We start from the raw sequence: 14,067 nt of genomic DNA, 5'->3' as shown, positions 1-14,067 counted from the left end.
CCTCATCATTTTAAGCCGCCCTATTCTACTCAGTTTCGACGGCTTCGCTTACCACTTTGCCGAAGATCTCGCACAGCGGTTTTAGGTCACCCATCGCCCCGGCCTGGTTCGCTTTACTCCAGTTTTCCGGGTCGACGCCACGCCAGTCCAGTCGGTATCCGGCATGCAGCGCAAGCTGCTCAAAGAAAATCCGTTGGGCAATGCCATTGCCAATACGAAATGGGTGCAGCACATTGATTTCACAGTAGTAATGCGCCAGTCGCTCAATAAATTCTTCCTTCCCAAGCTCCTGTAGCCACTCTTCGTCTTCAAGCGACTGCATTAACGCATTCCCCTCTTTTTCGATGTATTCGAAATGGCAGAAACGCGTATCTCCCTGATAGATATCCACTTCGCGTACCTGTCCCGCCCAGTCGAAGACATCCTGGTAAATATGACGGTGAATGGCGCACAGATGTGGCAGCCCACGGGCCAGCGGACCCAGTTCCAGCGTGGCGGCACGTAACGCCGTGAGCTCCCATGCCGCCTGTTCCAGCCGTTGCGCCTCGCGAATACCCAACCTGTTGCGCATAACATTGAGGCCAGAGTAGAAGTAAGGATCGCGACCGTCGCCGAATTTATCGCTCATAGTGCCTCCTTAGCTCTTCGATACGCGCCAGCGCTTCATCGGCTGTAAGCGTTACCAGCGGGCTTTCAACGCCTTCAAGACGCCTGCTGGCCTGAAAATTGACATTACGGTCTTGCTCCCAGAGACGGGATTTTTGTCGGTCGGTGAGTTTTTTGGTCATAACGCCTCCCTGATGTCTCGCTCATGTGCCACAAGTATAAGCAGCAATTTCGCGTCACGCAGGGAGGAGAACGCGCACAGACCGGGCGGCCCGTGCGAAAAAAAGATTATGGCAGTACTTTAGCAGAGAGGATAACAACCGGTTTTGTCGGCACATTCTGGTAAGGACCGACGTCGTGGGTTGGAACCTGAGAAATCTTGTCGGCGACATCCATCCCTTTGACAACTTTACCAAATACCGCATAGCCAAAATCACGTTGGCCGTGGTCCAGGAAGGCGTTATCAGCGACGTTAATGAAGAACTGGCTGGTGGCGCTGTCTTTATCTGCGGTACGGGCCATGGAGATGGTGCCGCGCGTATTGCGTAAACCGTTATCTGCTTCGTTTTTAATGGGCGGGTTAGGCTGTTTTTGCTGCATTTGCTCAGTAAAACCGCCACCCTGAACCATAAAACCCGGAATCACGCGGTGAAACGTGGTGTTGTTATAAAAACCGTTATTCACATAATCCACAAAGTTTTTCACCGACACGGGGGCTTTCTGACTGTTCAGCTCCAGTTCGATGTTGCCGGCTGACGTGGTGAGCAGAACATGGGGATCACCTTTTGCCGCCAGTGCGGAAGAGGAGATTGCAGAAAGGGCACAAACAGCCGCAATTGCCGCCAGAGTCGATTTAACCATGAGGTTTCCTTAACGAAATACAGGTAAGAAAGCGAGTGGCTTGATTCTAAAGAGCACTCCGCCACCAGGCCAGCCTTTTACTTAATTTTACGCAATTGAAACATATGTTACGCAGGCTGACCACGCATTGTGTGGTCATTCTGCTATCAGCTTCACTCACTCTTGCGATGAAACGCCACTTCTTCACCGCCGCTGTCCGTCTGAATCCAGGTTTGCGCAGGTTGCGTGGTAGCAATCACCCGCCCCTGGCGAATGGACCAGCGCACCGGCGACTGACATCGCACCGCGTCAAAACCACTCTCAACCGGCAAAATGATCATATTCGCCGGGTTACCCGGCTCAATACCGTAATCATCCAGACCAAAGGTTCTGGCGCTATTATCGGTAATTAACCGCAGGCCATCGTCGATTTGCTGATACCCCATCAACTGGCAAACATGCAGACCCATATGCAGCACCTGCAACATATTGCCCGTGCCGAGTGGATACCAGGGATCAAAGACATCATCATGGCCGAAGCAGACGTTAATCCCGGCGGCCAGCATCTCCTTCACGCGGGTGATCCCACGCCGCTTCGGATAATCATCAAAACGCCCCTGCAGATGGATATTCACCAGCGGATTGGCGACAAAGTTGATACCTGAGAGTTTCAGCAAGCGGAAAAGGCGAGAAGTATAGGCGCCGTTATAAGAGTGCATCGCCGTCGTGTGGCTGGCGGTAACGCGCGATCCCATTTCCATTTTCAGCGCCAGCGCGGCTACCGTTTCGACAAACCTCGACTGTTCGTCATCGATCTCGTCACAGTGAATATCCAGTGGTCGGTCATATTTCTGCGCCAGTTCAAAGGCGATATGCAGTGATTCCACCCCATACTCGCGAGTAAATTCAAAATGGGGAATCGCCCCTACCACATCCGCGCCAAGCTGTAAGGCCTCTTCCAGCAACGCTGCGCCGTTGGGGTAAGACAAGATACCCTCTTGCGGGAAGGCGACGATTTGCAGGTCTATCCAGGGGGCGACTTCCTGCTTCACTTCCAGCATTGCTTTGAGCGCTGTCAGCGTCGGGTCGGAGACATCGACATGGGTGCGTACATGCTGAATACCGTTCGCCATTTGCCATTTTAACGTCTGCCAGGCGCGCTTTTTCACATCATCATGGCTGAGTAATGCTTTGCGTTCCGCCCAGCGTTCAATCCCCTCAAATAGCGTTCCCGACTGATTCCAGTTTGGCTCGCCTGCGGTTTGGGTAGTATCCAGGTGAATGTGCGGTTCAATAAACGGCGGCAGCGCCAGCCCGCCCCTGGCATTTAAGACTTCATAACTTTCATGCTGTGGGGCGCTCATCGGGGTGATGTCACCGAAGTGGCCCTTCTCAATCGCGATTTGCCATAGCCCTTTTCGCCCAGGTAAATGAACGTTCTGAACCAGCCAAAGTGGTGTTGCCGTCATGCTTCTACCCCCTGGTTATCACTGAAACGTTGTTTCAGGCAATTGCCATAAATTCACATCTTTTTTTGTACACAATTTCCACAATTCTGAAAAGCCTGACAGATCCGCGACTTATAAAAAACCATCAAAATCAATTATCTACCCATTAAGTGGTAGGTGAAGATGTATTTGACCTGCATCAATAAGTGCCAGGGCTGAATCGTTAAGGTAGGCAGTAATAGAAAAGAAATCGAGGCAAAAATGAGCAAAGTCAAACTCGCTATAATCGGTAACGGCATGGTCGGCCACCGTTTTATTGAGGATCTCCTCGATAAAGCAGATGCCAGCCAGTTCGATATTACCGTTTTTTGTGAAGAACCCCGTAAAGCCTACGATCGCGTTCACCTGTCTTCCTACTTTTCGCATCATACTGCGGAAGAACTGTCGCTGGTACGTGAAGGTTACTACGAAAAGCACGGCGTTAATGTTCTCGTTGGCGAACGTGCGATTACCATCAACCGCCAGGAGAAAGTGATCCACTCCAGCGCCGGTCGTACCGTCTATTATGACAAACTGATCATGGCGACTGGCTCTTACCCGTGGATCCCGCCCATTAAAGGCTCCGAAACCCAGGATTGCTTTGTTTACCGCACCATTGAAGACCTCAACGCCATCGAGTCCTGCGCTCGTCGCAGCAAACGTGGTGCAGTGGTCGGCGGTGGCCTGCTCGGTCTGGAAGCCGCCGGCGCACTGAAAAACCTCGGCGTTGAAACACACGTTATTGAATTTGCTCCCATGCTGATGGCTGAACAGCTCGATCAGATGGGTGGTGAACAGCTTAAACGCAAGATAGAAAGCATGGGCGTGCGTGTGCACACCAGCAAAAACACCAAAGAGATCGTCCAGGAAGGGACAAACGCGCGTAAAACCATGCGCTTTGCCGACGGTACCGAGCTGGAAGTCGACTTTATCGTCTTCTCAACCGGTATTCGCCCGCGCGACAAACTGGCGACCCAATGTGGGCTGGATGTCGCGCAGCGTGGCGGTATCGTGATTAACGACACCTGTCAGACCTCTGACCCGGATATCTACGCGATTGGCGAATGTGCGAGCTGGAATAGCCATGTGTACGGTCTGGTCGCACCGGGCTACAAAATGGCGCAGGTCGCCGTGGATCATATCCTCGGCAATGCTAACGCCTTTGCGGGTGCAGACATGAGCGCCAAGCTGAAACTGCTGGGCGTGGACGTTGGCGGTATCGGCGATGCGCATGGTCGCACGCCGGGCGCTCGCAGCTACGTTTACCTCGACGAAAGCAAAGAAGTCTACAAACGCCTTATCGTTAGCCCTGACAACAAAACCCTGCTCGGCGCGGTACTGGTGGGTGACACCAGCGACTTCGGCAACCTGTTGCAACTGGTGCTGAACGCTATTGAACTACCGGAAAACCCGGATGCCTTGATCCTGCCAGCACACGCCAGCAGCGGCAAACCGTCTATCGGCGTGGATAAACTACCGGACAGCGCACAAATCTGTTCCTGCTTCGACGTCACCAAAGGCATGCTGGTCGCCGCCATCAACAAAGGCTGCCACACCGTTGCCGCACTGAAAGCAGAAACCAAAGCCGGTACTGGCTGCGGTGGCTGTATTCCGCTGGTCACCCAGGTGCTGAACGCCGAGCTGGCGAAGCAGGGCATCGAAGTCACCAATAACCTGTGTGAACACTTCGCCTACTCTCGTCAGGAGCTGTATCACCTGATTCGCGTTGAAGGCATTAAATCTTTCGACGAATTGCTGGCGAAATATGGCAAAGGCTACGGTTGTGAGGTGTGTAAACCGACCGTGGGTTCTCTGCTGGCCTCCTGCTGGAACGAATACATTCTGAAACCGCAGCACACGCCGCTGCAGGATACCAACGACAACTTCCTGGCAAACATCCAAAAAGACGGCACCTACTCCGTTATCCCGCGATCTGCCGGTGGCGAAATCACCCCGGAAGGGCTGATGGAAGTAGGCCGTATCGCCCGCGAATTTAATCTTTACACCAAAATCACCGGCTCGCAGCGTATTGGCCTGTTTGGTGCGCAAAAAGACGATCTGCCGGAAATCTGGCGTCAGTTGATTGAAGCAGGCTTCGAAACGGGTCACGCGTATGCTAAAGCGCTGCGAATGGCGAAAACCTGCGTCGGCAGCACCTGGTGCCGCTACGGCGTGGGCGACAGCGTGGGCTTCGGCGTTGAGCTGGAAAACCGCTACAAAGGCATCCGCACTCCGCACAAAATGAAGTTTGGCGTTTCCGGCTGTACCCGTGAATGTGCCGAAGCACAGGGTAAAGATGTAGGCATTATCGCTACTGAAAAAGGCTGGAACTTGTATGTTTGCGGCAACGGTGGGATGAAACCACGCCATGCGGATTTGCTGGCGGCGGATCTCGACCGTGAAACCCTGCTCAAATACCTCGACCGTTTCATGATGTTCTATATCCGCACGGCCGACAAACTGACCCGTACGGCCTCCTGGCTGGATAATCTGGAAGGCGGCATCGCTTACCTCAAAAGCGTCATCATCGACAACAAACTGGGTCTGAACGACCAGCTTGAAGCCGAAATGGCGCGCCTGCGCGACGCTGTTATCTGCGAATGGACAGAAACCGTCAACAACCCGCAGGCACAGGTTCGCTTCAAACACTTTATCAACAGTGACAAACGCGACCCGAACGTTCAGGTTGTGGCAGAACGCGAGCAACATCGTCCGGCAACGCCATATGAACGTATCCCGGTCAAAATGGTGGAGGAAACCGTATGAGCCAGTGGAACACTATCTGCAAAATTGACGATATCGTCCCGGCAACCGGCGTCTGTGCCCTGCTGAATGGCAAACAGGTGGCCATTTTCCGCCCGCGCCACGATGACCAGGTTTACGCGATCAGCAATATCGACCCGTTCTTTCAGGCAAGCGTGCTGTCGCGCGGCCTGATTGCCGAGCACAACGGGGAGTTGTGGGTCGCCAGCCCGCTGAAAAAACAGCGTTTCCGCCTGCGTGACGGCATGTGCCTTGAAGATGAAAGCCGCTCTGTCGACCATTTCGACGCGCGGGTTAAAGACGGTGTGGTGCAACTTAAAGCGTAATTTTCAGTGGGGGTGCAATGCCCCCGCTTTTTAAACCTTTTTCTTTTTTAACTTTGGGTAATCAACGCTATGTTTACAGACACCATTAATAAGTGTGCGGCTAACGCTGCACGCATTGCACGCCTCTCGACAAATAATCCTGTGGGTTTCTGGATAAGCTCCGCTATGGCTGGCGCTTATGTGGGCTTAGGGATTATTTTGATTTTTACCCTCGGTAACTTACTTGACCCGTCAGTGCGTCCGCTAGTGATGGGCGCAACGTTCGGTATCGCCTTAACACTGGTTATCATCGCAGGGTCCGAACTCTTTACCGGCCATACCATGTTCCTGACTCTCGGTGTGAAAGCAGGCACTATCACCCAGGGCCAGATGTGGACCATTCTGCCGCAAACCTGGCTGGGTAATCTGTTAGGTTCCGTTCTGGTTGCGCTGCTGTATAACTGGGGTGGCGGTAGCTTACTGCCGCTGGATACCAGCCTTGTGCATACCGTTGCACTGGCCAAAACCAACGCGCCCGCAGGCGTGCTGTTCTTTAAAGGCGCGCTGTGTAACTGGCTGGTTTGCCTGTCAATCTGGATGGCGATTCGTACCGAAGGCGCCGCAAAATTCCTCGCTATCTGGTGGTGTCTGCTGGCCTTTATCGCCTCTGGCTACGAGCACTCCGTTGCCAACATGACGCTGTTTGCCCTCTCGTGGTTTGGTCACCACAGCGAAGCGTATACCCTCTCTGGAATTGGTCATAACCTGTTGTGGGTAACCCTGGGCAATACTTTCTCCGGTGCCGTGTTTATGGGCCTGGGTTACTGGTATGCTACGCCGAAAGCGGAGCGTCCGTCTGCAACCCAGACAGCGAAGAGCCAACCAATAACAACCCATTAATAAAGACACAAATAATTCGAGTTGCAGGCAACGCACCTGCGGCTCGCAGAATGATGTGTATTTGAGGTGATGTCGTGGACCATTTACCCATTTTTTGTCAATTACGCGACCGCGCCTGCCTGCTGGTAGGCGGCGGGGATGTTGCCGAACGTAAAGCCCGACTTTTGATGGATGCTGGTGCACGGCTTACCGTTAACTCACTCACCTTCGTTCCCCAGTTTCATGTGTGGGCGAACGAAGGGATGCTGACGCTGGTAGAAGGCGGTTTCGACGAGCGCCTGCTCGACCCTTGCTGGCTGGTGATTGCCGCGACCGATGATGAAGCGGTTAACCAACGGGTCAGCGACGCGGCGGAATCCCGCCGTATCTTCTGTAACGTGGTGGATGCGCCGAAGCAGGCGAGCTTCATCATGCCCTCGATTATTGACCGTTCTCCATTGATGGTTGCCGTCTCTTCCGGCGGTACCTCTCCGGTGCTGGCGCGTCTGCTGCGTGAAAAACTTGAATCGGTTCTTCCCCAGCATCTTGGGTACGTTGCCAGCTATGCTGGCAAATTGCGTCGCCGCGTAAAAGAGCACTTTGCCAGCGTTGCCGAACGCCGACGCTTCTGGGAAAAACTGTTTGTTAATGACCGTCTCGCACAGTCGCTGGCAAATCAGGATTCTCCGGCTGTTGAAGCCATTACCGGGCAACTGCTTGCCGAGCCGCTGGATCATCGTGGCGAAGTGGTGCTGGTCGGCGCAGGCCCGGGCGATGCCGGTTTGTTGACGCTCAAAGGACTGCAACAGATCCAGCAAGCCGATGTGGTGGTGTATGACCGCCTGGTCTCAGATGAAATCATGAATCTGGTACGTCGCGATGCCGACCGGGTGTTTGTTGGCAAACGCGCGGGTTATCACTGTGTGCCGCAGGAAGAGATTAATCAGATTCTGCTGCACGAAGCGCAACAGGGCAAACGTGTAGTGCGCCTGAAAGGGGGCGATCCGTTTATCTTCGGACGCGGCGGTGAAGAGCTGGAAACCCTGTGCCATGCAGGTATTCCCTTTTCGGTTGTCCCAGGCATTACCGCAGCCTCAGGGTGTTCTGCTTACTCCGGCATTCCGTTAACCCACAGGGATTATGCCCAGAGCGTACGCCTGGTCACGGGGCATTTAAAAACCGGCGGCGAACTGGACTGGGCAAATCTGGCGGCAGAAAAACAGACGCTAGTCTTCTATATGGGGCTGAACCAGGCGGCGACCATTCAGGAAAAATTGATTGAGCACGGCATGCAGGCAGATATGCCCGTCGCGCTGGTAGAAAACGGTACCTCGGTAAAACAGCGTGTCGTCAGCGGAGTTTTGACGGAGCTGGGTGAACTGGCCCGGCAGGTCGAAAGCCCGGCGCTTATCATCGTTGGCCGCGTCGTCGCCCTGCGCGACAAGCTAAAGTGGTTTTAACATTTCCTTCCACAGGTTAGTCATTTCACAGAGGTAGATACTGTGAACGTCTTCAACCTTATTAGTCACGGCTGACTCATTTCCCCACATGACAACCACAGCGACATCTTTGTGCCCCATGGCGCAGAGCGTACAGCGAGGGGGTTGAGTCCCCGCTGAAATCGGTGAGACGAAGACCCGATGACAAGGGCAGGCCGCCAGGGATGGCGGACTGAGGTTTGTCGAGACAGGACGTCGAGTCAAACCGACCGCAGGCAGCGGGACGGGAGGCGAACGCAGTGCGAAGCACCGATTTTTTGCGGGGCCGCGGGGATTGTAAAGGGGAACGCGGTGTTCCCCTTTACCCGTTCACGTGTTCGGGAGGTCCATTTCGCCATGAACATAAGGGGAACGGAACCCTCCTCCTGTGCCGCATATTCCCCTTACCCCGTCCCTCTCCTGGGGGAGAGGGAGAAAACCGGTCGTAACCCGGATAGGCGCTTGCGCCGCATCCGGGCGTCCCGGCAGCCCAACTCCATAATTCCGGAACGCACCCGGATTATTTAAATATTAAAATCAATAAATTAAACATCATATAGCGTCACGATTGCTCTCTCGTCGCAAATTTGTGATCTCTCTCGCCAATACAATTCATCATGTGTTGTTATATTGATTATGTGTCGTCATATACTGAAATAAGCCGTTGGCTGTCGGCGGATTTCAGGCGACACCCTTTTGACCCTACATACAACATTCTAAGAAAGGTATTGATATGGAAAGCCAGGAACTTCAACGCAAGCTCGGCTTCTGGGCCGTGCTCGCTATCGCCGTCGGGACAACCGTCGGTTCCGGTATTTTCGTTTCAGTGGGAGAAGTTGCAAAAGCGGCAGGATCGCCGTGGTTAACCGTACTCGCCTTTGTGATTGGCGGTCTGATCGTCATTCCACAAATGTGTGTCTACGCCGAACTCTCAACCGCCTACCCTGAAAACGGCGCGGATTATATTTATCTGAAAAATGCGGGCAGCCGTCCGCTGGCCTTTCTCTCCGGCTGGGCCAGCTTCTGGGCCAACGATGCCCCCTCATTATCGATTATGGCGCTCGCGGTGGTCAGTAATCTCGGCTTCCTGATGCCGCTCGATCCGCTCACCGGCAAGCTGGTGGCAACGACGTTAATCATCCTGTTTATGCTGCTGCATCTGCGCTCCGTTGAGGGCGGCGCCGCCTTCCAGACGCTGATCACCATCGCCAAGATTATTCCCTTCACCATCGTTATCGGCATTGGCATTTTCTGGTTCAAAACCGACAACTTCGCCGCGCCAGAAACTACGGCCACCGTTACTGCGGCCTCCGGCATTATGGCACTGCTGGCGGGCGTATCGGCCACCAGTTGGTCTTATACCGGTATGGCCTCCATCTGCTATATGACCGGCGAAATCAAAAACCCCGGCAAGACCATGCCGCGCGCATTGATTGGCTCCTGCCTGCTGGTTCTGGTGCTCTACTCCCTGCTAGCGCTGGTTATTTCCGGTCTGATGCCTTTTGAAAAACTGGCGGCCTCCGAAACGCCCATCTCCGACGCCCTGACCTATATTCCGGCGCTGGGCAGCATGGCGGGTATCTTCGTGGCGATCACTGCGATGATCGTTATTCTTGGCTCGCTTTCCAGTTGCGTGATGTACCAGCCGCGTCTGGAGTATGCGATGGCGAAGGACAAGCTATTTTTCAAATGCTTCGCCCATGTTCACCCGAAATACAACACCCCGGATGTATCAATTATTTTGCAGGGAGCGCTCGGGATCTTCTTCATCTTCGTCTCCGATCTGACCAGCCTGCTTGGCTACTTCACGCTGGTGATGTGCTTCAAAAACACCCTCACCTTCGGCTCGATTATCTGGTGTCGCAAACGCGACGACTACAAACCGCTCTGGCGCACACCTCTGTTTGGCCTGATGACGTTCCTTGCCATCTGCTCAAGCCTGATCCTCGTCGCCTCTACCTTTGTCTGGGCGCCTATTCCTGGTCTGATCTGCGCCCTGATCGTTATCGCCACCGGTCTGCCCGCTTATGCCTTCTGGAAAAAGCGCAATCGTCGGCTGGCCGCACTTTCGTAAACCCGTCTGGAGAAACGTTACATGTTGGATATTGATAAAAGCACCGTGGATTTCCTGGTTACCGAAAATATGGTGTCGGAAGTGGAGAAAGTTCTGCAACAGGATGTTCCCCGCGTTCACGGCATCGTTGATGAAATGCTGCGTCGCGGCATTGACCGGATCTATTTCGTGGCCTGTGGCTCGCCGCTCAATGCTGCGCAAACGGCGAAGCATCTTGCGGATCGTTATTCCGATTTACAGGTTTACGCGATGTCTGGCTGGGAGTTTTGCGATAACACCCCGCACCGCCTGGACAACCGCTGCGCGGTGATAGGGGTATCGGATTACGGCAAAACCGAAGAGGTCATTAAAGCGCTGGAGCTAGGGCGCGCCTGTGGCGCACTGACCGCTGCCTTTACTAAAAAACCGGACAGCCCGATCACCGTCCCGGTGGAGTATGTTGTGGACTACCAGGCCGACTGCATCTGGGAAATCCATCTGCTGCTCTGCTACAGCGTGGTACTGGAGATGGTGACCCGCCTCGCGCCGCATGCGGAAATCGGCAAAATCAAAACCGATCTGCAGAAACTGCCGCAGGCACTGGGCTACCTGGTGCGTAACTGGGAAGAGAAAGGTCGTCAGCTTGGCGAGCAGGCAAGCTCATGGCCGATGATCTACACCGTTTCCGCCGGCCCGCTGCGCCCGCTGGGCTACAAGGAAGGGATTGTCACCCTGATGGAGTTTACGTGGACACACGGCTCGGTTATTGAGAGCGGGGAATTCCGCCACGGCCCACTTGAAGTGGTGGAGCCTGGCGTCCCCTTCCTGTTCCTGCTCGGCAATGACGAAAGCCGCCACACCACTGAGCGTGCCATCCGCTTCGTCAAAGAGCGTACCGATAACGTCATTGTGATTGATTACGCCGACATTGCCCAGGGCCTGCACCCATGGCTGGCACCCTTCTTGATGTTCGTGCCAATGGAGTGGCTCTGCTACTACCTGTCGATTTACAAAGATCACAACCCAGATGATCGTCGCTATTACGGCGGCCTTGTGGAGTATTGATTTCGCTATCCGGCCCGACCGGGCCGGTTTTCCTTAAAAGGAGCAGAGCAATGAAAACAGGCATGTTTACCTGCGGTCACCAGCGTTTACCGGTGGAAGAGGCGTTTCGCGACGCGCATGAGCTGGGCTATGACGGTATCGAATTGTGGGGCGGGCGTCCCCACGCTTTCGCCCCCGATTTGAAAGCGGGCGGGATTAAGCAAATCAAAGCACTCGCCCGCACATACCAGTTGCCCATTATCGGCTACACGCCAGAGACCAACGGCTACCCGTGGAATATGATGCTGGGCGATGAACGGATGCGCCGCGAAAGCCTGGATATGATCAAACTGGCGATGGATATGGCCAAAGAGATGGGCGCAGGCTTCACATTGATTTCCGCTGCCCATGCCGGCTATCTGACCACACCGGATGTTATCTGGCAGCGTCTGGCCGATAACCTGCACGAACTGTGCGAGTATGCGCAGGACGTTGAAATGGATCTGGTGCTCGAACCGCTTACGCCCTATGAGTCCAATGTGGTCTGCAATGCCAATGACGTACTACGCGCTTTCTCGCTTGTCCCCTCGCCACGCCTGTACAGCATGATTGATATCTGCGCCCCCTGGGTGCAAAGCGAACCGGTGATGAGTTACTTCAATAAGTTGGGGAATAAACTTCGCCATTTGCATATCGTCGACAGCGACGGCGCAAGCGACAGCCACTACATCCCCGGTGAAGGCAAAATGCCGCTGCGGGAGCTGATGCGCGACGTTATCACCAGCGGCTACAACGGTTATTGCACGATCGAGCTGGTGACCATGTACATGAACGAGCCGCGTCTCTTTGCCCGTCAGGCGCTGGAGCGCTTTCGCGCGTTGCTGCCGGAGGAAAGCGCATGAAACGGCTGGCGACCATTGGCGATAACTGTGTCGACATCTATCCGCATCTCGGTAAAGCCTTTTCCGGCGGCAATGCGGTGAATGTAGCGGTTTACAGCACCCGTTACGGCATGCAGCCTGGCTGCGTGACATGGGTTGGCGAAGACGACTATGGTCGGATGTTAAAGGACGACCTGGCAAAGATGGGGGTCGACACCAGCCATGTGCATGTCAAACGCGGCGTCACCGCGCAAACGCAGGTAGAGCTGAAAGGTAATGATCGGGTGCTGGGCGACTATACCGAAGGTGTCATGGCAGATTTCACTCTGCAGGAGAGTGATTTTGCCTGGCTTGATGGCTATGACATTATTCACTCCGCTATCTGGGGCCACGCTGAAAGCGCCTTTCCCCGGCTATATGCGGCGGGCAAGCTGACGGCTTTTGACTTTGCCGATAAATGGGACAGCCCGCTCTGGCAAACCCTGCCGCCGCATCTCGATTTTGCCTTCGCCTCGGCGCCGCAGGAGGACACGGCGTTAAGGGAGCGTATGCAGGCGATAGTTGCGCACGGCGCAGGCATCGCTGTCGTCACGTTGGGTGAAAATGGCAGCATCGCCTGGGATGGCGAGCAGTTTTACCGCCAGGCCGCGGCTTGCGTTGATGTCATCGATACCATGGGCGCAGGGGACTCGTTTATTGCAGGCTTCCTCTGCGCTGTGGCCTGCGGCAGGCCGCTGACTGTGGCGATGGAGCAGGGTACATTCAGCGCGGCGCGTACCATTCAATACCATGGCGCATGGTAATACTGTGCTGGCATGAGCCGCATCATGCCAGCGCTCTGTTACTCGCTGATAAACAACCCTATAATTCCCCTATTCCATTCTTTTCAGGGTTGAGCCATGCCAGCTACGGACCGCTATTCTCACCAACTGCTCTACGCCACGGTTCGCCAGCGCCTGCTGGATGACATTGCCCAGGGCGTCTACAAAGCCGGACAACAGATCCCCACCGAAAGTGAACTGTGCGCGCAGTACAACGTCAGCAGGATCACGATCCGCAAGGCCATAAGCGATCTGGTGGCAGATGGGGTGTTGATTCGCTGGCAGGGGAAAGGAACGTTTGTACAAAGCCAGAAGGTGGAAAATGCCTTGCTGACCGTCAGCGGCTTTACCGATTTTGGCGTCTCGCAGGGCAAACCGACGAAAGAAAAGGTGATTGAACAGGCGCGTATCTCTGCCGCGCCGTTTTGCGAAAAGCTGAACATTCCGGGTAATAGCGAAGTTTTCCACTTAAGCCGGGTGATGTATCTGGACAAGGAACCGCTATTTATCGACAGCTCATGGATCCCGCTGTCACGCTATCCGCAATTTGACGCGTATTACAGCGAGGGAGAATCAACCTATCAGCTATTTCAAAAACATTTTGACACGCGGGTAGTGAGCGACAAAAAGACGATCGATATTTTCGCCGCTACCCGTTCACAGGTGCAGTGGCTTAAGTGCGAACTGGGCGAGCCGCTGTTTCGCATCAGCAAAATCGCCTTCGATCAAAACAGTAAACCAGTCCATGTTTCCGAGCTTTTCTGCCGCGCGAACCGTATTACGCTAACGATTGATAACCAGCACGCGTAGCCAGAACATCCCGGATGCGGCGTAAAGACGCCTTATCCGGGCTTGTATTATTAAAAAATCCAGAGATAACCGGCCAGTTCTCTCTGGTGGTGGTCCGGAT

General features: G+C 54.4%; 13 protein-coding genes. 9 read left to right on the top strand and 4 right to left on the bottom strand.

Annotated elements, in window-relative coordinates; translation table 11 throughout:
* Positions 1-25: 25 nt before the first annotated feature.
* The 4 genes from ACS0RQ_RS02075 to ACS0RQ_RS02060 all read right to left on the bottom strand — a co-directional run bounded on the left by ACS0RQ_RS02075 (position 26) and on the right by ACS0RQ_RS02060 (position 2,915).
* Complete coding sequence (locus tag ACS0RQ_RS02075; RefSeq protein WP_271851103.1) at positions 26-628, bottom strand: putative adenosine monophosphate-protein transferase Fic; 603 nt, start codon at positions 626-628, stop codon at positions 26-28.
* On the bottom strand, positions 618-788 hold the full coding sequence (ficA, locus tag ACS0RQ_RS02070) for a FicA/YhfG family antitoxin (RefSeq protein ID WP_064572417.1): 171 nt from the start codon (positions 786-788) through the stop codon (positions 618-620). Before ficA ends, ACS0RQ_RS02075 begins: the two co-directional genes overlap by 11 nt.
* Positions 789-894: 106 nt before the next feature.
* Positions 895-1,467, bottom strand: coding sequence for a peptidylprolyl isomerase A (gene ppiA, locus ACS0RQ_RS02065; RefSeq protein WP_041851407.1), 573 nt, complete (start codon positions 1,465-1,467; stop codon positions 895-897).
* A 152-nt stretch (positions 1,468-1,619) separates the two neighbouring features.
* Complete coding sequence (locus ACS0RQ_RS02060) at positions 1,620-2,915, bottom strand: cytosine deaminase (protein WP_132440284.1); 1,296 nt, start codon at positions 2,913-2,915, stop codon at positions 1,620-1,622.
* A gap of 240 nt (positions 2,916-3,155) precedes the next feature.
* On the opposite strand from ACS0RQ_RS02060, the gene nirB reads away from it, so the two are divergent.
* The 9 genes from nirB (at position 3,156) to ACS0RQ_RS02015 (ending at position 13,967) form a co-directional block, all read left to right on the top strand.
* On the top strand, positions 3,156-5,699 hold the full coding sequence (gene nirB, locus ACS0RQ_RS02055) for a nitrite reductase large subunit NirB (RefSeq protein ID WP_271851104.1): 2,544 nt from the start codon (positions 3,156-3,158) through the stop codon (positions 5,697-5,699).
* Positions 5,696-6,022, top strand: coding sequence for a nitrite reductase small subunit NirD (gene nirD, locus ACS0RQ_RS02050; protein ID WP_041851404.1), 327 nt, complete (start codon positions 5,696-5,698; stop codon positions 6,020-6,022). Before nirB ends, nirD begins: the two co-directional genes overlap by 4 nt.
* A 69-nt stretch (positions 6,023-6,091) precedes the next feature.
* Positions 6,092-6,901, top strand: coding sequence for a nitrite transporter NirC (nirC, locus tag ACS0RQ_RS02045; protein ID WP_271851105.1), 810 nt, complete (start codon positions 6,092-6,094; stop codon positions 6,899-6,901).
* Positions 6,902-6,975: 74 nt separating this feature from the next.
* Positions 6,976-8,340: a siroheme synthase CysG gene (cysG, locus tag ACS0RQ_RS02040; RefSeq protein ID WP_271851106.1), complete on the top strand. Its 1,365-nt coding sequence runs from the start codon at positions 6,976-6,978 to the stop codon at positions 8,338-8,340.
* A gap of 751 nt (positions 8,341-9,091) precedes the next feature.
* Positions 9,092-10,432 (top strand): fructoselysine/psicoselysine transporter FrlA, encoded by a 1,341-nt coding sequence (gene frlA / locus ACS0RQ_RS02035; RefSeq protein ID WP_271851107.1) that lies wholly within the window; start codon positions 9,092-9,094, stop codon positions 10,430-10,432.
* A 21-nt stretch (positions 10,433-10,453) separates the two neighbouring features.
* Positions 10,454-11,476 carry a fructoselysine 6-phosphate deglycase gene (frlB, locus tag ACS0RQ_RS02030; RefSeq protein ID WP_041851400.1) on the top strand — a complete coding sequence of 341 codons (1,023 nt, stop codon included), beginning with the start codon at positions 10,454-10,456 and terminating at the stop codon, positions 11,474-11,476.
* A gap of 50 nt (positions 11,477-11,526) precedes the next feature.
* Positions 11,527-12,357 (top strand): fructoselysine 3-epimerase, encoded by an 831-nt coding sequence (gene frlC, locus ACS0RQ_RS02025; protein WP_271851108.1) that lies wholly within the window; start codon positions 11,527-11,529, stop codon positions 12,355-12,357.
* Positions 12,354-13,139, top strand: a complete 786-nt coding sequence (frlD, locus tag ACS0RQ_RS02020) for a fructoselysine 6-kinase (protein WP_271851109.1) — start codon at positions 12,354-12,356, stop codon at positions 13,137-13,139. Before frlC ends, frlD begins: the two co-directional genes overlap by 4 nt.
* Positions 13,140-13,235: 96 nt before the next feature.
* Positions 13,236-13,967 (top strand): GntR family transcriptional regulator, encoded by a 732-nt coding sequence (locus ACS0RQ_RS02015; protein ID WP_041851397.1) that lies wholly within the window; start codon positions 13,236-13,238, stop codon positions 13,965-13,967.
* Positions 13,968-14,067: the final 100 nt, after the last annotated feature.

This window comes from Phytobacter diazotrophicus (assembly GCF_052061655.1).
In the GTDB taxonomy this organism is placed as follows: Bacteria; Pseudomonadota; Gammaproteobacteria; order Enterobacterales; family Enterobacteriaceae; genus Phytobacter; species Phytobacter diazotrophicus.
This window is presented reverse-complemented; position numbering and strand designations above follow the sequence as displayed.